The organism is Natronococcus occultus SP4 (assembly GCF_000328685.1).
GTDB lineage: Archaea > Halobacteriota > Halobacteria > Halobacteriales > Natrialbaceae > Natronococcus > Natronococcus occultus.
This window is the reverse complement of record NC_019974.1, coordinates 3,366,519-3,393,210: the sequence shown is the minus strand read 5'-3', so window position 1 is coordinate 3,393,210 and position 26,692 is coordinate 3,366,519. Positions and strand designations below refer to the sequence as shown.

Annotated in this window: 22 protein-coding genes, 1 tRNA gene and 1 pseudogene; 13 read left to right on the top strand and 11 right to left on the bottom strand. The window is 64.0% G+C overall.

Annotated elements, in window-relative coordinates; translation table 11 throughout:
* Position 1 precedes the first annotated feature (1 nt).
* On the top strand, positions 2 to 1,456 hold the full coding sequence (gene secY / locus NATOC_RS16515) for a preprotein translocase subunit SecY (protein WP_015322620.1): 1,455 nt from the start codon (positions 2 to 4) through the stop codon (positions 1,454 to 1,456).
* Between the two features lie 660 nt (positions 1,457 to 2,116).
* Here secY and NATOC_RS16510 read toward each other — a convergent pair.
* From NATOC_RS16510 to trkA, 5 genes are all read right to left on the bottom strand, one after another.
* On the bottom strand, positions 2,117 to 2,383 hold the full coding sequence (locus tag NATOC_RS16510; RefSeq protein ID WP_015322619.1) for a cytochrome C oxidase subunit IV family protein: 267 nt from the start codon (positions 2,381 to 2,383) through the stop codon (positions 2,117 to 2,119).
* A gap of 536 nt (positions 2,384 to 2,919) precedes the next feature.
* Entirely contained in the window at positions 2,920 to 5,403 is a 2,484-nt protein-coding gene (locus NATOC_RS16505; RefSeq protein WP_015322618.1) for a cbb3-type cytochrome c oxidase subunit I, read from the bottom strand.
* Positions 5,403 to 6,251, bottom strand: a complete 849-nt coding sequence (coxB, locus tag NATOC_RS16500; RefSeq protein ID WP_049888820.1) for a cytochrome c oxidase subunit II — start codon at positions 6,249 to 6,251, stop codon at positions 5,403 to 5,405. Before coxB ends, NATOC_RS16505 begins: the two co-directional genes overlap by 1 nt.
* 307 nt (positions 6,252 to 6,558) lie before the next feature.
* Positions 6,559 to 8,922 (bottom strand): amino acid permease, encoded by a 2,364-nt coding sequence (locus NATOC_RS16495; RefSeq protein WP_015322616.1) that lies wholly within the window; start codon positions 8,920 to 8,922, stop codon positions 6,559 to 6,561.
* A 315-nt stretch (positions 8,923 to 9,237) separates the two neighbouring features.
* Entirely contained in the window at positions 9,238 to 10,572 is a 1,335-nt protein-coding gene (gene trkA / locus NATOC_RS16490; protein WP_049888955.1) for a Trk system potassium transporter TrkA, read from the bottom strand.
* 321 nt (positions 10,573 to 10,893) lie between these two features.
* Between trkA and NATOC_RS16485 the strand changes: the two genes are divergently transcribed.
* Positions 10,894 to 11,181, top strand: a complete 288-nt coding sequence (locus NATOC_RS16485; protein ID WP_015322614.1) for an amphi-Trp domain-containing protein — start codon at positions 10,894 to 10,896, stop codon at positions 11,179 to 11,181.
* Here NATOC_RS16485 and NATOC_RS16480 read toward each other — a convergent pair whose 3' ends face one another.
* Positions 11,182 to 11,592 carry a hypothetical protein gene (locus NATOC_RS16480; RefSeq protein WP_015322613.1) on the bottom strand — a complete coding sequence of 137 codons (411 nt, stop codon included), beginning with the start codon at positions 11,590 to 11,592 and terminating at the stop codon, positions 11,182 to 11,184.
* A 59-nt stretch (positions 11,593 to 11,651) separates the two neighbouring features.
* Here NATOC_RS16480 and NATOC_RS16475 point away from each other — a divergent pair, with 59 nt between their 5' ends.
* The 6 genes from NATOC_RS16475 (at position 11,652) to NATOC_RS22475 (ending at position 15,658) form a co-directional block, all read left to right on the top strand.
* On the top strand, positions 11,652 to 12,287 hold the full coding sequence (locus NATOC_RS16475) for an adenylate kinase (protein WP_015322612.1): 636 nt from the start codon (positions 11,652 to 11,654) through the stop codon (positions 12,285 to 12,287).
* An 87-nt stretch (positions 12,288 to 12,374) separates the two neighbouring features.
* The gene (locus NATOC_RS16470) at positions 12,375 to 13,325 is read left to right on the top strand and encodes a DUF106 domain-containing protein (protein WP_015322611.1); all 951 of its coding nucleotides are present in this window, start codon (positions 12,375 to 12,377) and stop codon (positions 13,323 to 13,325) included.
* A 72-nt stretch (positions 13,326 to 13,397) separates the two neighbouring features.
* Positions 13,398 to 13,976, top strand: a complete 579-nt coding sequence (gene cmk / locus NATOC_RS16465) for a (d)CMP kinase (RefSeq protein ID WP_015322610.1) — start codon at positions 13,398 to 13,400, stop codon at positions 13,974 to 13,976.
* Complete coding sequence (locus NATOC_RS16460) at positions 13,976 to 14,878, top strand: RNA-guided pseudouridylation complex pseudouridine synthase subunit Cbf5 (RefSeq protein WP_015322609.1); 903 nt, start codon at positions 13,976 to 13,978, stop codon at positions 14,876 to 14,878. Before cmk ends, NATOC_RS16460 begins: the two co-directional genes overlap by 1 nt.
* Positions 14,879 to 14,945: 67 nt before the next feature.
* Positions 14,946 to 15,016, top strand: a tRNA-Pro gene (locus NATOC_RS16455).
* A gap of 465 nt (positions 15,017 to 15,481) precedes the next feature.
* The gene (locus NATOC_RS22475) at positions 15,482 to 15,658 is read left to right on the top strand and encodes a hypothetical protein (RefSeq protein ID WP_015322608.1); all 177 of its coding nucleotides are present in this window, start codon (positions 15,482 to 15,484) and stop codon (positions 15,656 to 15,658) included.
* Here NATOC_RS22475 and NATOC_RS22010 read toward each other — a convergent pair whose 3' ends face one another.
* Positions 15,659 to 15,799, bottom strand: a complete 141-nt coding sequence (locus NATOC_RS22010) for a hypothetical protein (RefSeq protein WP_157224644.1) — start codon at positions 15,797 to 15,799, stop codon at positions 15,659 to 15,661.
* A 113-nt stretch (positions 15,800 to 15,912) separates the two neighbouring features.
* Between NATOC_RS22010 and NATOC_RS16450 the strand changes: the two genes are divergently transcribed.
* Positions 15,913 to 16,725 (top strand): Nmad3 family putative nucleotide modification protein, encoded by an 813-nt coding sequence (locus tag NATOC_RS16450; RefSeq protein ID WP_015322607.1) that lies wholly within the window; start codon positions 15,913 to 15,915, stop codon positions 16,723 to 16,725.
* A 63-nt stretch (positions 16,726 to 16,788) separates the two neighbouring features.
* Positions 16,789 to 17,310: an acyltransferase gene (locus NATOC_RS16445; protein ID WP_015322606.1), complete on the top strand. Its 522-nt coding sequence runs from the start codon at positions 16,789 to 16,791 to the stop codon at positions 17,308 to 17,310.
* A 15-nt stretch (positions 17,311 to 17,325) separates the two neighbouring features.
* On the opposite strand, the gene NATOC_RS16440 is transcribed toward NATOC_RS16445, so the two are convergent.
* Together NATOC_RS16440 and rocF are read right to left on the bottom strand one after the other, a co-directional pair.
* Positions 17,326 to 18,495 (bottom strand): NAD(P)/FAD-dependent oxidoreductase, encoded by a 1,170-nt coding sequence (locus NATOC_RS16440; protein ID WP_015322605.1) that lies wholly within the window; start codon positions 18,493 to 18,495, stop codon positions 17,326 to 17,328.
* A 93-nt stretch (positions 18,496 to 18,588) separates the two neighbouring features.
* A complete protein-coding gene (gene rocF, locus NATOC_RS16435) occupies positions 18,589 to 19,509 on the bottom strand; it encodes an arginase (protein ID WP_015322604.1) in 921 nt (306 codons plus the stop codon).
* Positions 19,510 to 19,605: 96 nt separating this feature from the next.
* Between rocF and NATOC_RS16430 the strand changes: the two genes are divergently transcribed.
* The 3 genes and pseudogenes from NATOC_RS16430 to NATOC_RS21280 all read left to right on the top strand — a co-directional run bounded on the left by NATOC_RS16430 (position 19,606) and on the right by NATOC_RS21280 (position 22,001).
* Entirely contained in the window at positions 19,606 to 20,286 is a 681-nt protein-coding gene (locus NATOC_RS16430; RefSeq protein ID WP_049888819.1) for a metal-dependent transcriptional regulator, read from the top strand.
* Positions 20,287 to 20,421: 135 nt separating this feature from the next.
* A complete protein-coding gene (locus tag NATOC_RS16425) occupies positions 20,422 to 21,354 on the top strand; it encodes a ZIP family metal transporter (protein ID WP_015322602.1) in 933 nt (310 codons plus the stop codon).
* 112 nt (positions 21,355 to 21,466) lie between these two features.
* Positions 21,467 to 22,001: pseudogene (locus NATOC_RS21280) on the top strand (Rrf2 family transcriptional regulator).
* Between the two features lie 59 nt (positions 22,002 to 22,060).
* On the opposite strand, the gene gyrA reads toward NATOC_RS21280, so the two are convergent.
* Both gyrA and gyrB read right to left on the bottom strand, forming a co-directional pair.
* Positions 22,061 to 24,553 carry a DNA gyrase subunit A gene (gyrA, locus tag NATOC_RS16415; protein ID WP_015322601.1) on the bottom strand — a complete coding sequence of 831 codons (2,493 nt, stop codon included), beginning with the start codon at positions 24,551 to 24,553 and terminating at the stop codon, positions 22,061 to 22,063.
* A 49-nt stretch (positions 24,554 to 24,602) separates the two neighbouring features.
* Entirely contained in the window at positions 24,603 to 26,528 is a 1,926-nt protein-coding gene (gene gyrB / locus NATOC_RS16410) for a DNA topoisomerase (ATP-hydrolyzing) subunit B (protein ID WP_015322600.1), read from the bottom strand.
* Positions 26,529 to 26,692 lie beyond the last annotated feature (164 nt).

The window sequence follows — 26,692 nt, the reverse complement described above, 5'->3', positions numbered from 1 at the left end:
CATGGGATGGAAGGAAGCCGCTGAACCGGTTCTGACACGGATGCCGACGGTCCGCCGGCCGGAGGGGCACGTCCCCTTCAAGCGGAAGCTGGCCTGGACCGCCGGGATCCTCGTGTTGTACTTTTTCCTGACGAACATCGCCCTGCTTGGGATGCAGGCCGATGGTGCGACCGACCTCTTCGGGGAGTTCCGTGCGATCCTTGCCGGCGAACACGGGTCGTTGCTCCAGGTCGGTATCGGTCCGATCGTTACGGCGAGTATCGTAATGCAGCTACTGGGCGGGGCGAATCTCCTGGGCCTCGACACTGACGATCCGCGAGATCAGGTGTTGTACCAGGGACTCCAGAAGCTCCTGGTCATCGTGATGACGGCGCTGACTGCGCTGCCGATGGTGTTCGCCGGCGGCTTCCTCCCAGTCCAGCAGTCGCTATCGCTCGGCGGTCTCACGTTCGACAGCACCCAGCTCCAGGTGTTGATGTTCTTCCAGATCTTCCTGGGCGGCGTCCTCATCCTGTATATGGACGAGGTCGTCAGCAAGTGGGGTGTCGGTAGCGGGATCGGCCTGTTCATCATCGCCGGTGTGAGCCAGCGACTGGTAACTGGATTCATCCAGCCCGCCGAGGGCGGGTTCTTCTACGACTGGTTCCAGATCATCTTCGGTGACGTTGATCTCACCGGGGACACGCTGAACACGCTGTTGCTCGGGGAGGGTCAGCTCATCGCTTTGGTGACGACGATCCTGATATTTGCGATCGTCGTCTACGCCGAGTCGGTCCGGGTCGAGATCCCGCTCAGCCACGCCCGCGTGAAAGGCGCCCGCGGTCGCTTCCCCGTGAAGCTCATCTACGCGAGCGTCCTGCCGATGATCCTCGTTCGGGCGCTGCAGGCGAACATCCAGTTTATCGGTCAGATCCTCGACCGAACGTGGGACGGGATGCCCGCCGTCCTCGGCCAGTACAACGCGCAGGGAGAGCCCGTCAGCGGGTTCTTCTACTACACCGCGCCGATCTACTCGCCCGAGGACTGGATGTGGTGGACCGGTGAAGTTGCCCAGGCGACCTGGATGGTGTTGATCCGAATCTCCGTCGACCTGACGTTCATGGTCATCGGTGGCGCGATCTTTGCCATCTTCTGGGTCGAGACGACGAACATGGGGCCGGAGGCGACGGCCCGACAGATCCAGAACTCCGGGATGCAGATCCCCGGATTCCGCCAGAACGTCGGCGTCATCGAGAAGGTCATGGAGCGGTACATTCCGCAGGTGACCGTCATCGGCGGCGCCCTAGTCGGACTGCTCGCCGTCTGGGCGAACATGCTGGGTACCATCGGCGCCGTCACCGGGACGGGGCTGCTGCTCGCGGTCTCGATCACGTACAAGCTGTACGAGGAGATCGCCGAGGAGCAGATGATGGAGATGCACCCGATGATGCGCCAGATGTTCGGCCGCGAAGACTAACCGAGTCCTCGCCGTTTCTTTCTTCGAGCTGTGCGACGGGCCGTGTCCGCACACAGTGGACTACCGTAGTGCCGACTCCTCGGACGACGAGCAACGCTCTCGTCGCGGCGGATCGTCGACCGTTCCAGCGTCAGTGGCCACATCGGAGCGTCGGCGACGAGAGGACCGTAAGACGACCGGTCCCGCTGTTCCGGGTCGTGGCGCCGTATCGGTCAGCGACCGGCGTTCTCGGTCGACCGCTGTGGCTCTTCCGATGCTCTGCCGAAAGCGATCCGGATCGTTCTCGCTTCGGCCGTCGTTTCGATGCCGGGGAACGATTCGGTCCCGTAGTCCCGAGAATAGGTCTCTCGCGTTCGAACACACCGACTCGATCCCCCCGAAGTCCACGTCTCGTCGCGCCGAACTCGGCCCTGTCGGACCCGAGTCTTCTGAACGCGTCGGTATCACGAAGACCGCAGAGTGACGGCGATGGAGTCGCTCACAGACGGTCCACGAGCGTTCTAGGCCGACATCGGCCGAACAGCCTCCACGGGCGCCATCGTCCTATCGAGAGCCATAGCGGTCAATTTGGGGCCGAAACGCAGTCGCGCCATATCCGTCTCGGTCGACGGAGCCGACGCTCATCGGGAACGGGCGCCGAAGAGAAGGTCGAAGAATCGCTTACTGGATCGAGTATCCCGCTGCGATGGTCAGCAGGAACACCATGAACACGGCGATTCCCATCATGTACGTGATCGAGCGCGGTTCCTCGATGAGGTGCTGGTAGTAGGCGGCGATCAGCAGTACCTTGATGACGGCGAGAATTATGGTCCCACCGATCGCGGCTGCCTCCGGAAATATCTCGGGGAATTGGAAGAACACGAACTTCCCGGTACCCAACACCAGCAGTACGACGTAGATGAGGGTGTACGTACGGACGTCGGCCATTGATGAGGAATGCGTGTGTGGGACACTTATACCTTCCTCATGCGTCCGATGCCAGTTCGAGATCGAGCGCCGCGGTGCGATCACGTTCGGTCGGCTCGGCCCCGACGTGTCACGAACTCCGATCCGCGTCGCGTCCTCGACTGGGGCTCGGCACCGGTTCGTGTGGCGTGTCGAGGACGCGGGGAGCCTCCGACGTCTTGGAAGCGACGAGCTGCCCGACACTTACGCGTGGCTCTGGCCGTCTGTGTAGTGTGTGACGACGCGGTCGTCTATCCGGCCTACCGAAGCGGCGTCGACGCGTCTCGGCGACGTCACGCGGCTGATCGTAGTCCGACCGAAGCCTGATATCACCGTCTGTCCGGCCCAGACGGCTATCGGTCGGTCGTGGATGCGTCGTCAGGAGCGACAGCGGGCCACAGGACGCCACGTCGCGGCGTCGAGCGACTGACGGCCGCGTGGCTCAAGAACGCGAGGACAGCAAAAGAGTCGTCGACGAAGCGATTGGAAGTCGATTCGAAGCGTGTAGCGGAGAGCCGCTACATCAGGTAGAACAGCGGGAAGAGGATGACCCAGACGATGTCGACGAAGTGCCAGTAGAGACCGAAGAACTCCACCGGTCGGTGGTCCTCGAGGTAGGCGTCGATCGACCAGACCCGATAGATCATGAAGATGGCGATCAACAGCCCGAGGATCACGTGCAGGGCGTGTAGCCCGGTCGTAACGAAGTAGATGGAGTGCTCGATGCTGGTCCACCAGTACTCGTCGATGTTGAACTTGTAGGCGTACTCGTAAGCCTTCACGCTCATGAACGTGAGCCCGAGCGCAAGGGTCGCCCCCAGCGTCGCGAGCAGTCCTCGCTTGTTCTTGCGTTCGGCCATCACGAGCGCGAGGATGACCGTGAAGCTCGAGGTCAGCAGGACGTACGTGTTCAGCAGGCCGGGCCAGGAGGCGAACGGAATCGTCTCCCAGTCACCCCAGCCGGTGTGAAGGCGCATGAAGACGAACGCCCCGATCGCGGCACCGAAGACGACGACGTCCGAAGCGAGGAACACCCAGACGCCGAACTTCGTGTTACCGACGCCGCCGAACGGCCAGCGCTCGGCGATAGCCATCTCGGGGACGTTGAACTGCTCGACGCCGAACTTGAACAACGTGTAGGCCATGATCGCTAGCCCGAGGGCGGTGATCACCGGATAGATGATGTTCGGGTCGGCTGCCGTTCCGGTGAGACCCTCCGGCGGGACGCCGGTTCCCTCGGCGAACTCGACGGCGTACGGCGTCAGACCCGAGAGGCCGAGGAAGAACGTGAACAGACCGATACCGATCCCCAGCGGCCAGATGCTGGCGTGGTCGGCGTGTTCTTCCTCGTGAGAGCCGGCCGTCTTCGGGACCGTATCCTCTCCCTGTGCGACGCCACCATCGGTCGCAGCCTTCGAGTCGTCGACGAACTCGAGAGAGCCGCTGGCGTAGCTGGGACGGCCGTCCCAGTTTTCGAGCGGCGGGGGCGAGGGGATCGCCCACTCAGCGGTCCGTGAGAACTCCCAGGGGTTCTCGGGCGCTCGCGGTCCAGCGACGAAGCTGTACGCGAGCGTCCCGAAGACGAGCAACACGCCGGCACCCAGAACGAAGGCGCCGACGGTTGCGACCTGGTGGTAGATCTCGGTCCCCTCGGCGAAGTGGAAGACACGGCGGGGCGTCTCCCAGGCGAGGAACATCGGGAAGTACAGCATGTTGAACCCGATGAAGTAGACCGCGAAGCTGAGCTTGCCCAGCGTCTCGGAGTACATCTTCCCGGTGATCTTCGGCCACCAGTAGTAGAGGCCGCCGATCAGAGCGGTGACCCCCGAGACCATCACGTAGTGGAAGTGAGCGACGACCCAGTAGGTGCCCCGGAACTCGTAGTCAAGCACGACGGCGCCGAGGAACACCCCAGTGATACCGCCCAGGATGAACAACACGAGCGCGCCGAGGCTAAAGAGGAACGGCGTCGTGAACCGAACCCGTCCCTTGACCATCGTGTAGATCAGCGCGAAGACCATCAGGTCGAAGGGTAACGAGATCCCGATGGTCGTTGCCATCATCAGGGTCTTGATCTCTAAGTTGATGGTCGTCAGGAACATGTGGTGCATCCAGACCAGGAACGACTGCACCGCAACGAGGACCATCGCGATGATGACCCACTTCCGGCCGACGAGCCGGCGTCCGGTGAAGGTCTGGAACGTCTCGAACATGATCCCCAGCGCGGGGAAGAAGACGATGTACACCTCCGGATGCCCGAAGAACCAGAACAGGTGGGCCCACAGCAAGCCCGACCCCTGGTCGGTCGCGAAGTACTGTGTCAGGAACAGCCGATCGACAGAGAGCAACAGCAACGCGGCAAGCAGTGCTGCGAACGCGAACAGCATCATCCAGACGGTCAGCAGCCACGACCAGGTGAAAAGCGGCATGTTCCACAGGCCGAGTCCCTCCGCGCGCGAGCGATGGATCGTTACGAGGAAGTTGACCGTCCCGATCGTAATCGAGAAGACAAACAGCATCAACGCGAGGATCGTCGCGTTACCACCGGTCGTCGCCTCGAGTGCCGGCGTGTACGTCGGCACGTTCAGCGGCGCGTACATCGTCCAGCCGGCAGACCACGAGCCACCCTGGAAGAACGAAATCCCCAGGAGAATCCCCGAGAACAGGTAGAACCAGTAGCTCAGGGCGTTCAGTCGCGGGAAGGCGAGGTCCTTCGCCCCGATCTGTAAGGGGACGAGGTAGTTCGCGAACCCGGAGGCGATCGGCGAGAGGAACCAGAACACCATCAGCAAACCGTGGGTCGAGACCGCCTGGTTGAACTGGTTGTCGGTGAGCAGGCCGGTTCCGCCGCTCTCCCAGAGATGCGCCCGGAACAGTAGCGCCATCACGCCGCCCACGACCAGGAAGAACAGGGCGGTCACGATGTAGAGGATCCCGACGTCCTTGTGGTTGGTCGTCACCAGCCACCGCTTGACCGACGTCATCGGCGGGAGGTCACTCATCAGACGTCACCTCCGTCGTCGGCGTCCTCGTCAGTGTCTTCGTCGTCGCCGTTCTCTTCATCGTCGTCGGCGTCGTCACCGTTCTCTTCGTCATCACCGTTCTCGTCATCGGCGTCGTCGCCGTTCTCCTCGTCGTCAGCGCCGTTCTCTTCTTCATCGGCGCCGTTCTCTTCGTCGTCACCGTTCTCATCTTCGTCCGGCGCTTCCTCTTCGAGGAACTCCTCGAACTCCTCTTCCTCGACGACTTCGACCGTCCCGGTCATCTGGGAGTGGCCGTCACCGCAGAGTTCGAAGCACTCGATCTCGTGGGTTTCACCGGCCTCTTCGGCCATGAACCACGTCTCGTCGTTCTCGCCGGGGATCGCGTCGGCTTTCACGCGTAAGTCTGAGATGCCGAACGTGTGCCAGACGTCGCCACCGGTAACGTTGATCCACACCGGCGTGTCCTCCGGAACGGTCATCGTGTTCGTCGATTCGGCTCCGTTCTCGTACTCGAAGAACCAGGCGAACCCGTCACCTACGACGTCGACCTCGATGGCGTCCTCCTGGGGTATGTCGTCGCCCGGATCTTCGACGTACAACAGCATTCCGTACGTCCAGACCACAAGCGAGATCACGATGATCGCGCTCAGGCCGAACGATAGGAACAGTTTCTTTCCACCCGCTCCTCCTGTCGGTAACTCCCCGAGTGTCGGTGTATCCTTGTCGGCTGTCTTCGCGGCGCCATCACGGTACTTGTACGCGTTGTACAAGGTGTACGCGACGACGACGACGCCGACGAGCGTTCCGAGTCCAAGAAAGACCAGGAAAATCTGCTCGAAGACGTCAACGCGCGTTTGCACCTCCATGGGGATCATAGCTTCGCTGAAGATTGTGTTCACCTCGTTTGAAGACCGCTTATATGTCGGTCGATGGTTTCCGCGGGCACTTATCTATTTGGAAACGCCCCTGCTGGATTCCCGTCGCTGCACGCTGTCGGGCGAATATCTTCGATCTCGACCGACGGTTTCGAGCTCCCGCGTTTCGCTCCATCAGGCGCCAGTTGGAGTGTGGGGCCTTTTTTCTGTCGCTTGTGTTCCACTCACATGACGGTCTCCGTGAGAGTTTTCGGCCAACGATCCGTAAAAACGAACCCGTTCGGGTCGGCGACCGAACTCAGTCCTCCTGCTCGCCGAGGACGCGAGCGCGGACCGACCGGTCGCTCTGTTTCTCGGCGAGCAAGACCGGAACGTCGAGATCCGTCGCGACATCGAAGACCAGGGACCCCCGGACGAGCCGCGAGAGGAGTCCACGCCGGGTTGCACCGAGGATCACCATCGAGTGGTCGGCCGCGGCCCGCTCGATCGCCGCGCCGACATCGCCGGAGTCGTCGACGATCCGCGTCGCGTCTCCGAGATCCTGCTCGGCGGCCCACTCCTCGAGGAAGGCCTCACCGTCCTCGCGCTCGTCGGGGTCGTCGACGACGTGTAACAGACTGATCTCGCCGCCGTACTCGGCTCGAAGCGCGCGTGCAACGGCGGCACTGACCTCCGAGCCCTCCCCGCCAGCGGTCGGAACGAGAATCCGCTCGGCAGCCACGTCCTCGCCATCGAGGACGATGAAGTCACACGGCAGTTCGTGCGTGAGTTCGTCGAGGGGGCGCTCAACTCGGCCCTCGCCGACGGTCGAGCCGCCCCAGCCCATGACGACCGTGTCGACATCATAGGTGTCGGCGGCGTCGAACACCTCCTCGAAAGAACGATGCGAGACGATCGTTTTCGTCTCGACGTCGGCCCCGAACGTCTCCGCGGAGTCCCGGGCGTCGGCAAGCAGTCGTTCGGATTCGGCGCTAATCTGGTCGATTTGCTCGGCACCCTTCTGGAGCGGGGTCTGATCGGGCACCTGGACGATATGGGTCGCGAGGACGGAGCCGCCCTTGGCCCGAGCTAGGGCGCTGCCGAGCGTGATCAATGCGTGTTCGGTTCGTGGGTTCGCGATCGCAACCATGACCCGCGGACCGGCGTCGTCCTCAGCTTCGCCACGCGGTTTGACTGCGCTGACGGCGGAGACTGCTGGATCGGGCATCTCATCGGAGCGGTCGAGGATGTAGCTGCTGAGGATCCCCTGGCGATCCGTTTTGTCGCGGGCATAAAAGAAGTACCAGACGATCGCGAACGCGACGAAGACGCCGCCGATCAGGGTCGCCATGTTGTCCATGAAGTAGATCAGCGCGAGCGAGAGCACGAAGCCGGCGATCGGTGTGAACGGGTAGAACGGCACCTCGAAGTCGGGATCGTACTCCGGGACGTCGGCCTCGCGGAAGACGATCAGCGAGACGTTAATCAGCGCGTAGACGACGAGATGGAGGACGCTCGCTGCGCTCGAAAGAATCTCGACCGTTTCGCCGAGCGCGATGATGAAGACGATGATCATCAGTCCGGTCAGGGCGATCGAGCGGTACGGCGTCGCGTAGTTAGGGTGGATCTCGTTGAGCCAGTCGGTGACGATCTTGTCCCGACCCATCGCGAAGTTGATCCGGGCCGATGCGAGGATCGAGGCGTTCGCGCTCGAGGCCGTCGCCAGCAGCGCAGCAATCGTGATCGAAGTGACGCCGACACCGAGGATCGGAATCTCGACCCCGGCGACCGCGAACTCGTAGGCGAAGACGGTCTCGGCGGCGTACGACATCGGGGCCTCTTCGACCTGGTCGAGGAAGAATTCGCTGTGAGGGATTACGCCCATCAGGAGTCCGACGAGGATCGTGTAGATGACCATCACGATTGCGACGCTGCCGACGATTGCGATAGGGAGATTCCGGCCGGGGTTCTTGAGCTCTTCCCCGACGGTCGCGATCTTCGCATAGCCGAGATAGGAGACGAACACGAGCGCGGCGCCGGGAAGGATCGAACCTGTTCCCTCCGGTGCCAGGCCGCCCTCGGCCGTCACCGTTGCCCAGTCGAACGAGAAAAAGCCGACGATCGCAAAAATCGTCAGGATACCGAGTAGCAGGGTGACGATCACCGTCTGGATGCTCCCGGTCTCCTTGGCGCCGACGTAGTTGACGCCGACGAAGATCGCGCCGGCGATCACCGCGCCGATCTGGATCTCGTTTAACGTGAACGGGCCGAGCGCGACCGTCGGCAGCAAGGCGACCGACCCGAGCCCGGGGATCGAGACGACGACGCCATCGAGCAGATCCGCGAGGTAGCCACCGAATCCGATCGAGTAGAAGGCGCTGGCGAACGCGAGCCCGATCCAGTCGCCCATCCCAGAGATCGAGCCGAACAGCGGGCCGAGAGCGCGATTGATATAGTAGTACGCACCGCCGGCTTTCGGCATCGCGGTCCCGAGTTCGCTCACCGAGAGGGCGTTGATGATCGCGATCATTCCGCCGATAATAAACGAGAGAACGACCGCGGGGCCGGCCTCCTGGGCGGCGATCCCCGGCAGGACGAAGATTCCCGCACCGATCATCGTCCCGATCCCGATCGTCAGCGCCGAGATCAGCCCGAGGTCCTTCGCGAGTTCTTCGTCACTCATAGTGGTGCCTCGTCAGGTTACAGACGAAGGCGTCGACCGCTCGATACTGCTCGTGAGTCCGGATGTGGAGGCTCACACCGACCACCCTTCCCAGTAATCGAATCCGTTCGTCACTTCCCGCGAACAGAGACGAATAACTGAGCGCACCGAACGATGGTTCATACTGGAATGAAGCTACCTAGTCGGGATAAATGGGCCGAAATCAGCTCTCTTCTCTAATGATGTTGACGTGCCGCTCGAAGGATGGAGCGGCATCTACAACCCTCTTTCAAAGAGGCTTCGGCGGTGACGTCTATGGGTTCATCCGTGGCTCGACTACAGCAGCCCGAGGACGCGATCGAGAACCGTCGCGTCGACGAACAGGACGACGTGGTCGCCCGGTTCGACGACGGTCGTTCCTCGCGGCGTGATCAGCTCGCCGGCACGAGAGATCGCACCGATCACGACAGATTCGGGAAGGTCGGCCGTCGCCTCGGTGATCGGTCGGTTCGTGAGGACGCTGTCCTCGCCGACCTCGATCTCGATGACCTCCGCACGGTCGTGTTCGACCATCGCGATCTTCTCGGTGTGGTCCGCGTGCGTGAATCGAATGATCTCCTCGGCGGTCTCCTCGCGAGGATTGATCGCGACGTCGACACCGACCTGTTCGAACAGGTCGGCGTACTGGAGGTTCTCGATCACCGCGATCGTTCGATCGACGCCGAGGCGTTTGGCCAGCAGCGAGACCAGGAGGTTCTTCTCGTCGCCGTCCAGTGCTGCCACGACGAGATCGGCTTCGTCGACGTGTTCCCTGACGAGAAAGTCAGTGTCGGTGGCGTCACTTTCCATCACCATCGTGTTCGGCAGCGCCTCCGCGACCTCCCGGGCGCGATCGTGGTCCTGTTCGATCAGGCGTGGCTCGTAGCCGTGGTCCTCGAACTCGCGGGCGGTCTGGAAGCCGATCTCGCTGGCGCCGATGATGACGATCTCTCGGTTCTCGCCGTGATCGGGCGTGGTGATGTCCGAGGCAAAGCCCTTCACCGAATCGGGGCTCCCGATGACGACGACCCGATCGCCGGGACGGATGATCGACTCCCCGCTCGCGACGATCATCTCGCCGTCACGGAAGATCGCGGCGAAGGTCATCGAGTCGTAACAGTCCGCTTCTTGGATGGAGAGATCGGCAACGGGGCTGTCCGGGCCGATCTCGAACTCCGCCATGCGGACGAGCCCGCCCGCGAACATGTTGACGTCCTGGGCCGCCGGCAGCCCGGAGATTCGGAAGATCGTCTGGGCTGCCAGCAGGTCCGTACAGACCATAAAATCGACCCCGAACGCGCCCTGGGTTCCCTGCCAGGTCTCGAGGAGCGTTCGCCGTCGCACGCGGGCGATCGTGAACGCGTCGCTTTCGGTCTTGACGGCGCCACAGATCACGACGTTGGACTCGTCGTTGTCGGTGGAGGCGATCACGAGGTCGGCGTCCTCGATACCGGCCTCCCGCAGCGTCGCGATCTCGGTGCCGTTGCCACGGATCGCGAGGACGTCCATCGAGTACGTGAGCTCCTCGACGACGTCCTCGTCCCGATCGATGACGACGACGTCGTGGGACTCCTGGAGGTTTTCGGCGATCGACTGGCCGACCTCGCCGGCACCGACAATGATCACGCGCACGGGGACCACCCGGAGCTCGAAGGCGCGAGCGGATCGGTTTCGGATCGAGACGGAGGCCAAGCGAGCACGGATCTGGGAGTCGTCATACGTTGTGGAAGCCGAGATGGCGTCGATCCCGGAGTCGAGTCGCTCGAGACCGGGATCGACCGAATTCGACGAGGTCCGACGGCCGGGGTTGCTGTTCAAGCCGGGCCGGACGTATCCTATCGTTTCTTTGACGGGGCGATAAATCCAACGACCGGGCAGTCGCCGTTCGTCGCTCGTTCTCGCCGTGCCGGATCCGGCGACAGACTCTATACCTGACACCCCCTCTGTTCGGGTATGCCAGAGGAAGTCCTCTTCAAGTTCGAACGGTCGATGGAACGAAGCGAGATCGCCGACTACCTCCGCTCGGTCGCCGACTCGGTCGACGGCGGCGACGAGTTTACCCTCGAGGCTGGCGGCGAGTCGGTCACGATGTCGCCGCCAGCGCGGCCGACCTTCGAGGTCAAAGCCGAACGCGAGACCTCGAGTTCGGGTGGCCCCGCCGAGCTCAGCGTCGAGTTCGAACTCGAGTGGGACGAGGGCGCTGAGGACGGCGACGGCTCCGGCGAGCTCCGGATCGAGTAGTCAGAGGTCGACCAGCCAGACCCGAACGTCCTCGGGGAGGCCGTAGACGCGAGCGAAGACGGCGTCGACGAACTGGCCGATCCGGTTCGGGTCTGCCTTGGCGCTGATCCGTACGTTGACACCCTCGATCTCCTTCGAGCGGTTGATCTCGTCGATCTTGAACACCGGGAACTCCGAGAGCAGGTCTTTCAGCGACTCGAGTTCCGTATCGGTACAGTCGAGGTTGATCGTCCCGTCGGCGAACTGTACCCACGGCGTCCCCAGTTCGGGGTCGACGTCCTCGGCGGCCGAGAGGGAGTCCTCGTCGACCTCGAACGTAACGAATCCGGTCCCGCGCTCGCGGTGAGCCTGGATCCCCGCAGCGTACAGTTTTCGTCGCTCGGACGGCTCGTCGGCGTCGAATCGCGTCATACCCGTACCGACGTGCCCGATTCTTTAAGCCTTTATGCGACGGTGCTGAACGGACTGATATGGCACAGCCACACATCCTGATCCTGGGAGCGCCCGGAGCGGGGAAGGGGACACAGAGCGCAAACATCGCCGAGGAGTTCGGCGTCGAACACGTCACCACCGGGGACGCCCTCCGTGCGAACAAGGAGATGGATATCTCCGATATGGACACGGAGTACGACACGCCCGCGGAGTATATGGACCAGGGCGAACTCGTCCCCGACGAGGTCGTCAACGCCATCGTCGACGAGGCCCTCTCGCAGGCCAACGGTTACGTGCTCGACGGCTATCCGCGGAACTTGGAACAGGCCGAGGAGCTCGCCGAGATGACCGACCTCGACGTCGTCCTCTACCTGGACGTCAGCGAGGAGGAGCTCGTCCACCGGCTGACCGGTCGCCGGCTGGATCCCGAGACCGGCGACATCTACCACGTCGAGTACAACCCGCCGGAGGATCCCGAGGTCGAGGGCCGACTCGAGCAACGCGAGGACGACACCGAAGAGACCGTCACGGAACGGCTCCGGGTCTACCGGGAGAACACCGAGCCCGTCGTCGAACACTACGACGACGAGGGCGTCCTCGAGCGGATCGACGGCGATCAGGCACCCGAGGAAGTCTGGGAGGACGTCAAGGAAACGATCGAAGACTCGGTCTGAAGATCCAACTCGATCCCTGAGAACCAGCACCGCTCTGCCAGCCGAAGAAAAACACTTGTATATCGGACGTACCCTAGCCTCTGGCAGATGACGCGTACAGCCGAGAAGATCAACGCCCTCGTCCGCGAGGATTCCTCGATGACGGAGGCCCTGGAGGCAATCCGCGAGGAAGCCGACAGGAACGGCGGCGAGGTCCAGTGGGGTGATGTCAACGACGATCTGACGAGCGGACAGTGGGGTCGACTGATCGAGAAAGGGGTGCTCGTCGACGGCGACGAGGGGTTCGAGATCGCCGACCGGGAGGCCTACGACGAGGCCCTCGACAGCGACGAAGACGTCGGCGGGGTTCCCGACGTCGACATCGACGAGGAAGCCGCGAGCTGGTCGCAGTGGGACAAGCTGGCCGCCGTCGGCTCTGTCCTGTTGATGATCGGCTACTGGCTCGACTCGGTCCGAAACACGGTCGGGAGTACGATCGACGTCGTGTTCGGGCCACTGGACGCGGCGCTGCCGTTCTACGCGGTGATCCTCTCGGTCGCGTTGCTGACGGGACTGTACTCGACGCTCCTGCAGGCGAACCTGATGAACCCCGAACGGATCGGGAAGTACCAGGAGCGGATGAAGGCGATGCAGGAAAAACAGAAAGACGTCCGCGAGCGCAAGAAGGAAGCCGAGGAGCGCGACGCCAGCGAGGCCGAGATCGAACGGCTCGAAAACGAGATGGAGGAGGTCCGCGAGGAACAGATGGAGGCGATGGCCGACAACCTTGGGATGTTCAAAGAGCAGTTCCGACCGATGGTCTGGATCATGCTGTTTACCATCCCACTGTTCCTCTGGATGTACTGGAAGATCCTCGGCGGGCACGTCACCGAGGCCGATCGACTGATGATCATGCCGATCGCCGGTGAGGTGGCGCTGGACGAGGGGCTACTCGGGCCGATGTGGGCCTGGATCGTCTGGTACTTCCTGTGTTCGATGGGCTTTACCCAGCTGCTACGGAAGGCGCTGAACATCGACATGACTCCCTCGAGCACCTGACGCCGTTCCGGCTGACGATCTCTCCGTCGATCGATTCAAAACCCATTTTACTCGTCCCGTCGCAGTTCGGATATGTTACTCACCGTCTCCGGCCCGCCGGGAAGCGGGAAGAGCACGACTGCGGAGCTACTCGCCGACGCCTTCGATCTCGACCACGTCAGCGGCGGCGACATCTTTCGCGAACTGGCCGACGAGCGCGGCTACACCCCCCTCGAGTTCAACAAGCTGGCCGAGGAGAACGACCAGATCGATCGCGACCTCGATCGTCGACTCCGAGAGATCGCCACCGAGGACGACGACCTCGTCCTCGAGTCGCGGCTGGCGGGGTGGCTCGCCGGCGACCACGCCGACTTCCGGTTCTGGCTCGACGCACCCGCCGCGGTCCGGGGTGAACGGATCGCCGAGCGCGAATCGAAAGACCCCGAGCGAGCGACCGAGGAGACCAAAGCGAGGGAGGCGAGCGAGGCCCAGCGCTACCGAGAGTACTACGGGATCGACATTCGGGATCTGACGATCTACGATCTCTCGGTGAACACGGCCCGCTGGGAGCCCGACGCCGTCCTCGACATGCTCGTGACGGCTGTCGGGGAGTACGACGCCGACGGCGACGAGGGGAAAACGCCGGTCACTGGCGTCGACTACGAGTTCTGATGGCGCTGCGTGGTCCACCCGAAGAGCGATCACCCGCCGAACTGTTGCGGTTCGGCGTCGTCAACCTCGACAAACCGCCCGGCCCCTCCTCCCACCAGGTCAGCGGCTGGCTTCGAGACGAAGTTGCAGACGCCCTCGCCGAGCGAGGCGCGGAGCCGATCGACCAGGCTGCCCACGCCGGCACGCTCGATCCGAAGGTGACGGGCTGTCTCCCGGTGATGCTCGGGGACGCGACGCGGCTCGCCCAGACGTTCCTCGAGGGCGACAAGGAGTACGTCGCCGTCCTCGAGTGTCACGGCTCGGTGCCGGAAGACGCCGACTCGATCGTCGCCGAGTTCGAGGGTCCGATCTACCAGAAACCGCCCCGCAAGAGCGCCGTCTCGCGCCGGCTTCGCACCCGCGAGATCTACGCCCTCGACGTCCTCGAGGCCGAGGACCGACGGCTCCTCCTGCGGATCCGCTGTGAGAGCGGGACCTACGTCCGCAAGCTCTGTCACGACCTGGGGCTCGCGCTCGGTACGGGCGCTCACATGGGCCATCTCCGACGGACGGCGACGACGCCGTTCGACGATACGAGCCTGCATACCGCCCAGGAGTTCTACGACGCGCTCGCGTTCTGGCTCGAGGACGACGACCCCGAGCCGCTGTTCGAGATCGTCGATCCCGCCGAGCGGATCCTCGAGGGGATCCCACAGGTGGTGATCGCCGAGAGCGCGGCCGAGCAGGTCGCGACGGGCGCGCCCGTCTACGCCCCGGGCGTCCTCGAGGCCGACGACGCCGAGCGGGGCTCGCTGGTTGCCTGTACGACGCCGGACGGGGCAGCGGTCTGTCTGGGTGAACTGGTCGGCGACCCCGAGGACGACGCCGGAACCGTCGTCGACCTCGAGCGCGTACTGGTCTGAGTCTCGGGGACACACCCGGATCGAAACGACACGCTTAAACGGTCGACGGCCATCGGTCTAAACGCACGGGACCGTGGGGTAGTGGTATCCTCTGCGGATGGGGTCCGTAGGACCCGAGTTCAATTCTCGGCGGTCCCACTTTTCGCAACGCAAAAATGGGAGCGGGGAGCAGCTTCGCTGTGACCAAGGTCCCACTTTCACGATACAACGAACGAGGGAGCGGAGCGACCGTTGTGACGTACGTAGAGTGAAATGGGAGCAGGGAGCGGCTTTGCCGCGATCGTGGTCCCGCTTTTTGCAGCACAGAAACGGGAGTCGGCTTTGCTGTGACCGTGGTTCTATCGGGCCGAGCCTGTCGAGCGACGCGACTGTCGCGGCTTCGTCCCGTTCTCGGAACTCGCATCGAGGACGTGCCCGTCGATCACCGCCGGTGTGATGGCCGATCCTGTTCGGAGAGATGTGACGAAAGTCGGGATAATTCCGGTAAACGATCGGTAACTCGAGTGGACGATCACCTCCTTCAATATCTCACCGCGGCGTAGCGATTCACGCCGGGGGCGACGACCCGGTGACACACCACCGACCATCTGCCGTTTTCAGACCATGACCGCAACGAACCGAGAGAAGCGAGCCGCGGTATGCAAGCGCTGTCACGCGGTCTGTGCCGTGTGGCTCCGTCCCGACGGGGAGATCGTTCCGATCAGCTCGACGACGGGTTGTGACTGTGCCGAGACGCGGTTCAGCGTCGTCGACGCGCTGGGATCGCCCGAAGAGTCGTAGTCATTTCGTGCCGTCCTCGAGAAACCGAAACTCCGTCGCGCCACACCGCGGACAGGCGTCCTGTCGTTTCGGAATCGGGTCGGAAGACTGCTGGGCCAGAAGGACGAACTCACAGTCGTCGCATTCGACGAACTTGCACACTGTGGGAGAGTTACGGTTCGATAGCAGAGTACTCTGCACCCAATTGTGTTGGTATCCGCGGGGCCGAGCGGCGCATCGGCGGTTTTATCGGCACCGCGTCGGTAGGGTCGGCTATGACGGTCGTTCTCGCGGGTATCGGTGCCGACAGCACGAATCTCGGGGCTCTCGGGCCGCTGTACGACGACGGACGCTCCGAGTACGTCCCGATCCCCGAGAAGACCCGGGAGACCGACGAACGGGAGACGCTTGGCTCGTGGCCTCTTCGCGGCGAGGACGGCGTCGCGGCCGACCTGACAACCCGGATCGAACCCCAGCCGGTCCGGGGCGGTCGCGAGGCGGTTACCGGCGACGAGCTCGCGTCCTGGCCGCTGCACCGCGACCCGAACTTCGAGGCGCTAACGTACGGGGAACACCGCACGAGCGGGTACGTCTCCCGGCTGCGCGCCCTCGAACCCGGGGACGTCGTCGGCTTCTACGCCGGACTCCGTCGCCCCGGCGGCGACCGCGCCCACCGATACCTGATCGGCTACTTCACGGTCGACTCGGTCGCGGTCGTCACCCCCGAGATGTCCTCCGAGCGGCGACGGGCCGTCCTCGAGTCCCATCCCGAGAACGCCCACGCCAAACGGGCCCGGGACGGCGACCTCTACCTCGAGAAGCCGGTCGTGATCGTCGACGGTCGAGAGCCCGGCGGACTGTTCGATCGCCACCCGATTCGGATCAGCGACTACTACGTCCGCGAGGGGAACGTCCAGGCCCAGTACTACCTGCGCGAGGAGATCGAGTCCGCCTGGAACGTCGAGGCCGGCGGTGCGAACATGATGTTCAAACCGGCCTACCGCTGTGCGCTCTCGGGCGAGGACTTCCGCGAACTGGTCGGCGTTCCCGGCGAGCGGGACGCCCCCAGGGCGATCGCCGATGATTGACGCGCCCGTGACGGGAACCGGATCGATCGGTTTCATGTGGGAACGGCTCCAACGACTCGCGCAGTGACCGACGACACGCCCTCCCGTCACGATCGGGTTCGCCGCCACGCGACCCCTAGTACGCACAACTCGCTCGCCCGCTGGACCGACGCGCGAAGCCCGCTACGGGTCGCGATCAACTACGTTGTCGTCTGGCTCGCCAGGATCTCGCCGAGCCTGCGGCTCAGGCGGTGGCTGTTGCGTCGGATCGGCGTTACGGTCGGCGACGGCGTCTCCTGGGGGCTCGAGGCGACGCCGGACGTGTTCTGGCCGGAGCTGATCACGCTCGAAGATCACGCGATCGTCGGCTACGACGCGACGCTGCTGTGTCACGAGTTTCTACAGGACGAGTACCGCACCGGCGAGGTCGTCGTCGGCGAGCGGGCGATGATCGGGGCGGGCGCGATCGTCCTGCCGGGCGTCGAGATCGGTGCTGGAGCGAGCGTCGCGGCGAACTCGCTCGTTACCCGGGACGTTGCGCCGGGCGAAACCGTCGCGGGCGTCCCGGCCCGACCGATGGATGACGACTCGCTCGCCGAGGACTGATCGGGCGGCGGGCGACTACAGCGACGGCCAGGCCTTCCGGGCGCGGTTCATCGAGGAGACGTCGGCGATCCAGCGGGCGGCGATGCCTTTCTTCAGATTCTTCGCGGGGGCGCCGCCGAACGTATCGACGGGAAGCGAGATGCCGAACGCGGGTTTAACGCCGTGGGCGACCGCCTTGTCGCCGACGGAGACGACGGTCCCCTTGTCCTCGTGCTCCCAGGTCTTCAGCGGGCGGTTCTGGATGGCGCGAGTGATGTTCTCGGCGGCGACGTCCGCGGCCTGCCAGGCGGCCTGTGCGGTCGGCGGTGCGGGGCGGTCACCCTGGTCGATGATCGCCGAGTCGCCGATCGCGAAGACCCGTTCGTCGGAGGTCTGAAAGTTCGCGCCGGTGTTGACGCGGTTGTGTTCCTTCTCGAGATCGGCGTCGTCGAGGGCGTCCCGACCGGTGATCCCGCCCGTCCAGACGAGGACGTCGTGGGAAAGCGGCTCGCCCTCGTCGAAGTGGATCACGTCGTCGTCGGCTTCGGTGATCGGGTCGTCGGTGTGGATCTGGACGCCGGCGTCCTGGAGCAGATCCCGCAGGGCCTGCTGGATCTCCGGATCGTTCCCGGGGAAGATCTCCTCTAAGGCCTCGACGAGGTGGATCTCGAGGGGAGCGCGGTGCTGGTCGCGGAACTCCGCGATCTCGCCGGCGGTCTGGATACCCGAGAGGCCCGCGCCGCCGATCACGATCTGGGCGGGGTCGCCCCGCGTGGCATCGCGACTGGCCTGTGCGACGGCCTCGTGGATCTCGAGGGCGTCGTCGAGGCTCTTCAGGGTCAGGGAGTGTTCTTCGAGCCCGGGAATCCCGTAGTAGGCGGTCTGGCTGCCAAGCGCCACGAGGACGTAGTCGTAGTCGACGTCCTCGCCGTCGGCGAGTTCGATGACCTGCTCGTCGGTGTCGAGTCCTGTGACCTCGTCCTCGACGAACCGGGTCGAGGGCGCTGCGATCTCCTCGACCGGGATCGTGATGTCGGACTGGACGTCTGGATCCCGGATCACGCGGTGGGACTCGTGGAGCACGAGGTGGTAGTCGACGTCAGCGATCCAGGTCAGGCGCGCGTCATCATCGAGTTCCGATTGGAGCGTGTTGACCGCACCGGCCCCGGCGTAGCCGGCGCCGAGCACGATGACGTTCTCTGTCATACCTGTCACTCCGAAACACTCCGATACAAAGGTGTTGAAACTGAAACCGGCACGAGAGAGAGTACCATGCAACGTTCGGTGGGGCGAGCCAGGTCAGAGTATCCGCTTGCCGAACGCGCTGGCCGTAAGATCGGCCGCAAGCGTTGCCGTCTCGTTTCGCTCGTCGAGAATCGGGTTCACCTCGACGACGTCCATCGATCGAAGGACGCCCTCGTCGGCGTTGCGGACCGAGACCCGCTCGAGCGCCGAGTGGGCCTCCCGATAGGTGACCCCGCCCCGAACCGGCGTTCCGACGCCGGGTGCGGCGTTCGGGTCGAGCCAGTCCAGATCCAGGCTGACGTGGATCCCGTCGGTGCCGGTCGTCGCGACGTCGAGGGCGTCCTCGACGACGGCGGTGATGCCCCGTTCGTCGATATCGGCCATCGTGAACGCGGTCATCTCGCTGTCGCGCACCCACTCGCGTTCGCGGTCGTCGATGCTTCGTAGTCCGACGTAGGCGATCGCGTCCTCGCGGAGATTCGGTGCGTTGGCCCACTCCATCTCGGCGAACGCGCCCCGACCCAGCGCCGCGGCGAGGGGCATCCCGTGGACGTTCCCGCTCGGCGAGGACTCGGGCGTGTTGAGATCCGCGTGGGCGTCGAACCAGATCGCTCCGAGCGTTGCCGTCCGCGAGGCACCCGCCATCGACCCGATCGCGACCGAGTGATCGCCACCGAGGACCAGTGGAAAGGCCCCGTCGGCAAGCGTCTCCGCGACCTCCTCGGAGAGTCGCGAGCAGACGTCACCGACCTCGCGGAGGAACTTGGCGTTGCCCTCGCGTGGCTGCGTGGCGTCGGGATCGCGTTCCTCGGCGCGAGGAATAAGGAGGTCGCCGGCGTCGACCGGCTCGACGCCGGTCCCCTCGAGTTCGTCGGCCAGTCCGGCGTACCTGATCGCCGATGGACCCATGTCCACGCCGCGGCGGTTCGCCCCGTAGTCCATCGGTGCACCGATGATTCGAACAGTGCTGCTCATACGACGACATTGGCCGGGACGGTTTTGTTCGTGCCGGTTTACCCGGGATCTCGAGGGCGATAGGTTTAGGGTTAGACGGCTCGAAAACCGATCGAGATGATGCTGAGCGACGTGATGGAAGACTACCTCAAGGCAATCTACCAGCTCCAGCAGGGAACCGACGACCGGATCAAGACGTCGGCGATCGCCGAGGAGTTAGACGTTACGTCGCCGACGGTCACGAGCATGCTCGAGAAACTGGAGGAGCGAGGGTTGATCGACCGCAAGAAGTACCGGGGTGTGACCCTCACCGACGAGGGCGAGACCGTCGCGCTGGAGGTCGTTCGCCACCATCGGCTGCTGGAGTCGTATCTCACCGAACACCTCGATTACGACTGGTCGGAGGTCCACGAGGAGGCCGATCGGCTCGAGCACCACATCAGCGAGGACTTCGAGGCTCGCGTCGCGGCTGCCCTCGAGGAGCCGACGGTCGATCCTCACGGGTCGCCGATCCCGAGCGCGGACCTCGAACCCCCCGAACGTCCGGACGGGAAGTCGGTCACCGAGTTCGAGGAAGGCGACGTCGTCGTCGTCGAGGAGGTAGCCGACCGCGACCCCGAGATCCTCTCGTATCTCGCCGATCACGGCATCGAGCCCGGCATCGAGCTCGAGATCGTCGAGGTCGCGCCGTTCGGGATGGTGACCGCTCGCCCGAACGGACGCGAGGACGCCATATCACTGCCCGAATCCGTCGCCCACCACGTTCGCGTCGCACGACCCACAGAAGTCGAGTCGTAGTTGCCCTACTCCCACGTCGCTCAGTTTCCTAGATCGAATCTAGCTGCGGGCACGGTAGCAAGACATATATTTAGACCCATCTAAACTGCGAGTGATGAATCAACGACGGACGTTTACAGGACGGGTGACCGGCGGATGAGCCGGCAGCCGATCGACCGACTGCCCCGCTGGCTCGTCGCGATCGGTCCGGTCGTCATCCTGGGCGCACTCTTTCTGACGCTTTATCTCACGTCACCGTTTGGCAACCTCGGCGCGGTCGACGACGCGAGCACGTTCGAGATTCTCTGGATGCTCGCCGTCATCGGCGCGCTCGCCGGCGTCGTTCCGGTCGCGATCGGGATGCTGTGGTTCCCGATTATCCGGGACCTCGACCGACGATATCTCCACGGGTTTCTGGCACTCGCGGGCGGCGTCCTCGCGTTTATCGCTGTCGAGATGACCGAGGACATCGTCGAGCACGGCGCCGAGGCAGAACAGACGCTGCTCGCGGTCGGACTGGCCATCGCAGGCGTCGGCGGCACCTTCGCAGTGATGTATCTCGCCAGCAAGTGGCGCCAGCGGACGATGGCGACCGCCGAGAAAAGCGGCCTGGAGATCGCCTACCTCGTCGCGCTCGCGCTGGGTCTTCACAGCATCGGCGAGGGGCTCGGGATCGGCGTCTCGTTCATCCAGGGCGATTCGACCCAGGTGATGCTGCTGGTGCTCGCTTTCATCCTGCACAACGTGATGGAGGGACCGACCGTCGTCGCCGCGGTCGCGCGCGATCGGGCGACGCCGCCGCTACGACACTTCGCCGCGATGGGCGTCATCGCCGGCGGTCCCGTGATCCTCGGCGGGTGGATCGGCAGCTTCGGCGACTCCCCGCTGCTCGCCGTCCTCTTCTTTGCGATCGCGGTCGGGGCGATCCTTCAGGTGCTCATCGAGGTCGCCGATCTGATCCGGTTCGACGCCGAAGCGGTGCTCACGCGGATCAACGCCGCGACCTTCGCCGTCGGCTTCATCCTGATGTTCCTGCTCGAGGACGTGCTCACCGACGTCTTGCTCGAGGGCAGCGTCCTTGGACTCTGACGGATCGTTCGCAAAGAGAAACCCCTTACTGTCCCCGTCCCCTCCGTCGAACCACGCGGTAAACCACCCGCTACCCATCGGGTTTAAGGAAATCAATTACGAACAATTCAGTATGTCATCAATCGAGCTCACCCCCAGTCAGAAGAAGATTCTTCGCGCGCTGACGAACCTTCACAAAGAATCGGAGGACGCGATCAAGGGCGAGGACATCGCCGAACAGGTAGACCGAAACCCCGGCACGATCCGCAACCAGATGCAGAGCCTGAAGGCCCTTCAGCTGGTCGAGGGCGTTCCGGGTCCAAAGGGCGGCTACAAGCCGACCGCCGCCGCCTTCGAGGCCCTGGAGATCCAGCAGATGGATGACCCCGCCTCGGTTCCCCTCGAGCACGAGGGCGAACCGATCGAGGACGTCATCGTCGAGGAGATCGACCTCTCGAGTGTCCACCATCCCGAGCTCTGCCGGGCCGAGATCCACATGCAGGGGACCTCCGACGAGATCGAGGAGGGTGACTCGGTTACCGTCGGCCCGACGCCGCTCTCGAAGCTCGTCATCGAGGGGACTCGTCGACGGTCGGGACGATACGAACAACATCCTCATCCTGCGGATCGACGATATGGTCGCGCCGGCCGAGGAACCGAACCACTAATCAGCCGGGATCGACGCTCTCGTCTCTTTTTCGCTTTCGAAAACGAAGCCGCGGCAACGTCAGTTCGCGTCCGCGTCCGCGCGTTCGTTCGCTTCGGCCACGGAGCCTGCCGGCAACACGTCGACGCTCGCGACGGCGTCGCCGTCCTCGACGTCCATGACGATCACGCCCATCGTGTTCCGGCCGACGGTCGAGATCTCGTCGACACGGGTTCGGACGATCTGGCCGCGCTCGCTCATCATCACGAGGTGATCGTCGGCGGCGACGGCCTTGACGGTCGCGACGGGACCGTTCCGGTCGTCGGTTTTGATGTCGATCAGTCCCTTTCCGTACCGGGACTGGGTGCGGTACTCCGAGAGCGGGGTCCGCTTCCCGTACCCGTTCCGGGTGACGGTCAGTAACGCGCGCCCGTCGGCCTCGTCGGTCGCGACCAGTCCGGCGACGGCGTCGCCGTCGGTGAGCTTGATCCCGTTGACGCCACGGGCGTTCCGTCCCATCGCGCGGACCTCGTCCTCGTCGAAGCGGATCGTCATCCCGCCCTCCGTGGCGATAACCAGATCCGTCGATCCGTCGGTGACCTCGACGTCGACGAGTTCGTCACCCTCCTCCAGGTCGGCGGCGATGATTCCCGTCGAGCGAATGTTGTCGAACTCCTCGCCGGCGGTCCGTTTGACGTAGCCGTTTCGGGTGACCATCGTCACGTACTCGTCGTCGCCGAAGGCGTCGGTGTCGACGATCGCCGTGATATCCTCGCCGGGGTCGAGATCGAGGATGTTGACCGCGGACTTTCCGCGGGCCGTCCGGCCCATCTCGGGGATCTCGTAGGTTTTGAGCTGGTAGACCTGTCCCTGGTTCGTAAAGCAAAGCAGGTAGTCGTGGGTGTTTGCCCGAAACACCGTCGAGACGCGGTCGTCGTCTTTGACGTCCGCGCCGATGATGCCTTTCCCGCCCCGACCCTGGGGGTCGAAGTCGTCGATCGGCATCCGCTTGACGTAGTCGTCTTCGGTCATCACGACGACGACCTCCTCCTCCGGAATGAGGTCCTCGTGAGTAACCGTCCCCTCGTCTTCGATGATCGAGGTTCGGCGCTCGTCGCCGTACTCGTCTTTGATCTCGCGGAGTTCGTCTTTGATGACCGAGAGCAGTTCGGACTCGCTCTCCAAGATCTCGGTCAGGCGTTCGATCTCGGCCTGGACCTCCTCGTACTCCGACTCGATCTCGGCGGCCTCCATCGAGGTAAGACTCCCCAGCTGCATCCGAACGATATGCTGGGCCTGCTCCTCGGAGAACTCGTAGGCCTCCTGCAGGTTCGTCTTGGCCGCCGAACGGTCCTCGCTGTCGCGGATCAGCTCGACGACATCCTCCGCGTTCTCGACGGCCTTCAGCCGGCCTTCGAGGATATGGGCCCGATCCTCCGCCTCCGCGAGGTCGTACTCGCTGCGCCGTCGCACCACTTCACGACGGTGGTCGACGTACTCCTCCAGGGTCTCCTTGAGCGAAAGCACCTGGGGCTGGCCGTCGACCAGCGCGAGGTTGATGATGCCGAAGGTCTTCTCGAGGTGGCTCTCGAGGAGCTTGTTTTTCACCACTTCGACGTTCGCGCCGCGTTTACACTCGATGACGATCCGGACGCCGTCGCGGTCGGACTCATCACGCAGGTCGGTGATCCCCTCGAGCTCGCCCTCGGTTACGTCCTCGGCGATGCGCTCGACGAGGCGAGCCTTGTTCTCCTGGAAGGGCAGCTCCGTGACGACGATCCGTTCGCGCCCGTTCTTCCACTCTTCGACCTCGAACTCGGCCCGAACGCGGACCCGTCCGCGGCCGGTCTTGTACGCCGAGTAGACGGCGTCTCGGCCGACGATGTTCGCCCCCGTCGGGAAGTCCGGCCCCTTGATGTGGTCCATCAGGTCCTCGACGGTGGCGTCGGGGTCGTCGATCAGCTCGATCGTCGCGTCGATCACCTCGCTCAGGTTGTGCGGCGGGATGTTCGTCGACATCCCGACGGCGATCCCCGAAGAGCCGTTGACCAGCAGGTTCGGGAACGCCGCAGGCAGGACGTCGGGCTCTTGCAGACGGTCGTCGTAGTTCGCCGAGAAGTCGACGGTGTCCTTGTCGATGTCCTCGAGCAGTTCCTCGGCGACGGGGGCCATCCGGGCCTCCGTGTATCGGGGTGCTGCGGCCGGGTCGCCGTCCATCGAGCCGAAGTTCCCCTGGCCGTCGACGAGGGGGTACCGCATCGAGAAATCCTGGGCCATCCGGACCAGGGTATCGTAGATCGCGCTGTCGCCGTGGGGGTGGTAGTCTCCCATCGTCTCCCCGACGATCGAGGACGACTTCCGGTGGCTCGATCCCGACGAGACGCCCAGTTCGTGCATCGCATACAGGATGCGCCGGTGAACCGGCTTGAGACCGTCCCTGACGTCGGGCAGGGCTCGGCCCGCGATGACGCTCATCGCGTAGTCGATATAGCTTTGCTCCATCTCGTCTTCGATCCGCACGGACTCGATCGATGCCGCCTCGATGTCCGTCGGATCGGGTACTTCCGAACTCATGCCTGAATACTCACCGCTGGTAGCTGCCTGATTGTCTGCATTCGATCACCTAAATGTCGATCCACTCCGCTTCCGGAGCGTTGTCCTTGATGAACTGCTTGCGGGGCTCGACGGCGTCGCCCATCAGCACGGAGAACATCTTGTCCGCCGCGGCCGCGTCCTCGACGGTGATCCGCTTGAGGATGCGGTTGTCGGGGTTCATCGTCGTCTCCCAGAGCTGCTCGGGGTTCATCTCGCCGAGCCCCTTGAATCGCTGAACCTGGGTGGGATTGCCGTCACAGACCTCTTCGACGATCTCGTTGCGCTCGGCGTCGGTCATCGCGTCGTAGGTCTCGCCGCGATACCGGACGCGGTACAGCGGCGGCTGGGTCGCGTAGACGTACCCGCCCTCCAGCAGCGGCCGCATGTGCCGGTAGAAGAACGTCAACAGCAGCGTACGGATGTGTGCGCCGTCGACGTCTGCGTCGGTCGCCATGATGATCTTCTTGTACCGGACGTCGTCGATGTTGAACTCGTCGCCGATCCCCGCGCCGATCGCGGTGATCATGTTGCGGATCTCGTCGTTCTCGAGGATCCGATCCAGGCGGTGTTTCTCGACGTTCAGGATCTTCCCCTTGATCGGGAGCACGGCCTGGAACTCGGGGTTGCGAGCCTGCTTTGCGCTGCCGCCCGCAGAGTCTCCTTCGGCGATAAACAGCTCGGCCTCCTCGGGATCTTTGGTCTGACAGTCCGCGAGCTTACCGGGCAGTGAGGTCGACTCGAGTGCCGACTTCCGGCGCGTGAGCTCCTCGGCCTTCTGAGCGGCCTTGCGGGCCTTCGCGGCCTCGACAGCCTTGACGACGATCGCCTCGGCGGTGTCGGGATGCTCTTCGAAGTACGTCCCCAGCCGCTCGTGCATCGCGCTCTCGACGATTCCTCGCACCTCCGAGTTGCCGAGTTTCGTCTTCGTCTGGCCCTCGAACTGCGGGTCGGGGTGTTTCACCGAGATCACCGCGGTCAGCCCCTCGCGGATGTCCTCGCCCTTGAGGTTGCCGTCGATGTCGCCTAACAGCCCCTGGTCGTTGCCGTAATCGTTGACGACCCGCGTCAGCGCGGTCTTGAACCCGGTGAGGTGGGTCCCGCCCTCGCGGGTGTTGATGTTGTTCGCGAAGGCGTGGATCGACCCCTGGAGGTCCTCGGTTGCCTGCATCGCGACCTCGACCTGGATGTCTTGTTCCTCGTCTTCGAAGTAGATGACGTCGTCGTGCATCACCGCGCGCGTCTCGTTCAAGTACTCGACGAACTCGCGGATGCCGCCCTCGTACTCGTAGGTCTCGGCGACTGCGTCCTCGGTCTCCTGGCGCTCGTCACGGAGGGTGATGCGAACGCCGGAGTTGAGGAAGGCGAGCTCCCGCAGCCGGCTTGACAGCGTCGAGAAGGAGAACTCGTCGCCCTCGAAGATGTCGCTGTCGGGCCAGAACCGGATCTCGGTTCCAGTGTCCTCGTCGGGCTCCATGTCGCGAACCCGCTCCATGTCGCCGACGGGTTCGCCTGCCTCGAACGCGTGGCGGAAGACACCGCCGTCGCGTTTGACCTCGGCCTCGAGGCGCTCTGAGAGTGCGTTGACGACGCTGACGCCGACGCCGTGGAGACCGCCGGAGACCTGGTAGGATTTGTTGTCGAACTTCCCGCCAGCGTGGAGGACGGTCAGGATGACCTCGAGGGCAGGGCGGTCGTACTCGTCGTGGGTGTCGACGGGGATGCCGCGGCCGTCGTCGGCGACGACTACCGAGCCGTCCGCTTCGATAGAGACGGTAATCTCGTCGCAGTGTCCGGCGAGGGCCTCGTCGATCGAGTTGTCGACTACCTCGTAAACGAGGTGGTGAAGCCCACGCGCGTCGGTAGAACCGATATACATCGCTGGCCGTTTTCGTACAGCTTCCAGGCCCTCGAGGACCTGGATCTGTCCGGCACCGTACTCGCTTTCCTGGGACATGAGAAACCTGTTTCCGGGTAGCGCCTGGCTGGGTATAAAACTTCGCGTACGCGCGCGAGCGCGTCGCGACGACAACCGACGACGACCACTCCCGCTCCCGCGTTCAGAAAAGAGAGGGCTCATCCCACGTTACTATTTTTTCAGACATACGCCATCTCAGGCTC

Bases quoted from the DNA above. Each gene is read 5' to 3' on its own strand.
- NATOC_RS16450 (WP_015322607.1), top strand. From the start codon at position 15,913: ATGACGGTCGTTCTCGCGGGTATCGGTGCCGACAGCACGAATCTCGGG.
- NATOC_RS16425 (WP_015322602.1), top strand. From the start codon at position 20,422: ATGAGCCGGCAGCCGATCGACCGACTGCCCCGCTGGCTCGTCGCGATC.
- rocF (WP_015322604.1), bottom strand. From the start codon at position 19,509: ATGAGCAGCACTGTTCGAATCATCGGTGCACCGATGGACTACGGGGCG.
- NATOC_RS16430 (WP_049888819.1), top strand. From the start codon at position 19,606: ATGATGCTGAGCGACGTGATGGAAGACTACCTCAAGGCAATCTACCAG.
- NATOC_RS16475 (WP_015322612.1), top strand. From the start codon at position 11,652: ATGGCACAGCCACACATCCTGATCCTGGGAGCGCCCGGAGCGGGGAAG.
- gyrA (WP_015322601.1), bottom strand. From the start codon at position 24,553: ATGAGTTCGGAAGTACCCGATCCGACGGACATCGAGGCGGCATCGATC.
- NATOC_RS16460 (WP_015322609.1), top strand. From the start codon at position 13,976: ATGGCGCTGCGTGGTCCACCCGAAGAGCGATCACCCGCCGAACTGTTG.
- NATOC_RS16440 (WP_015322605.1), bottom strand. From the start codon at position 18,495: ATGACAGAGAACGTCATCGTGCTCGGCGCCGGCTACGCCGGGGCCGGT.
- secY (WP_015322620.1), top strand. From the start codon at position 2: ATGGGATGGAAGGAAGCCGCTGAACCGGTTCTGACACGGATGCCGACG.
- NATOC_RS16480 (WP_015322613.1), bottom strand. From the start codon at position 11,592: ATGACGCGATTCGACGCCGACGAGCCGTCCGAGCGACGAAAACTGTAC.
- NATOC_RS16510 (WP_015322619.1), bottom strand. From the start codon at position 2,383: ATGGCCGACGTCCGTACGTACACCCTCATCTACGTCGTACTGCTGGTG.
- NATOC_RS22475 (WP_015322608.1), top strand. From the start codon at position 15,482: ATGACCGCAACGAACCGAGAGAAGCGAGCCGCGGTATGCAAGCGCTGT.
- NATOC_RS16495 (WP_015322616.1), bottom strand. From the start codon at position 8,922: ATGAGTGACGAAGAACTCGCGAAGGACCTCGGGCTGATCTCGGCGCTG.
- NATOC_RS16505 (WP_015322618.1), bottom strand. From the start codon at position 5,403: ATGAGTGACCTCCCGCCGATGACGTCGGTCAAGCGGTGGCTGGTGACG.
- cmk (WP_015322610.1), top strand. From the start codon at position 13,398: ATGTTACTCACCGTCTCCGGCCCGCCGGGAAGCGGGAAGAGCACGACT.
- gyrB (WP_015322600.1), bottom strand. From the start codon at position 26,528: ATGTCCCAGGAAAGCGAGTACGGTGCCGGACAGATCCAGGTCCTCGAG.
- coxB (WP_049888820.1), bottom strand. From the start codon at position 6,251: ATGGAGGTGCAAACGCGCGTTGACGTCTTCGAGCAGATTTTCCTGGTC.
- NATOC_RS16485 (WP_015322614.1), top strand. From the start codon at position 10,894: ATGCCAGAGGAAGTCCTCTTCAAGTTCGAACGGTCGATGGAACGAAGC.
- NATOC_RS16470 (WP_015322611.1), top strand. From the start codon at position 12,375: ATGACGCGTACAGCCGAGAAGATCAACGCCCTCGTCCGCGAGGATTCC.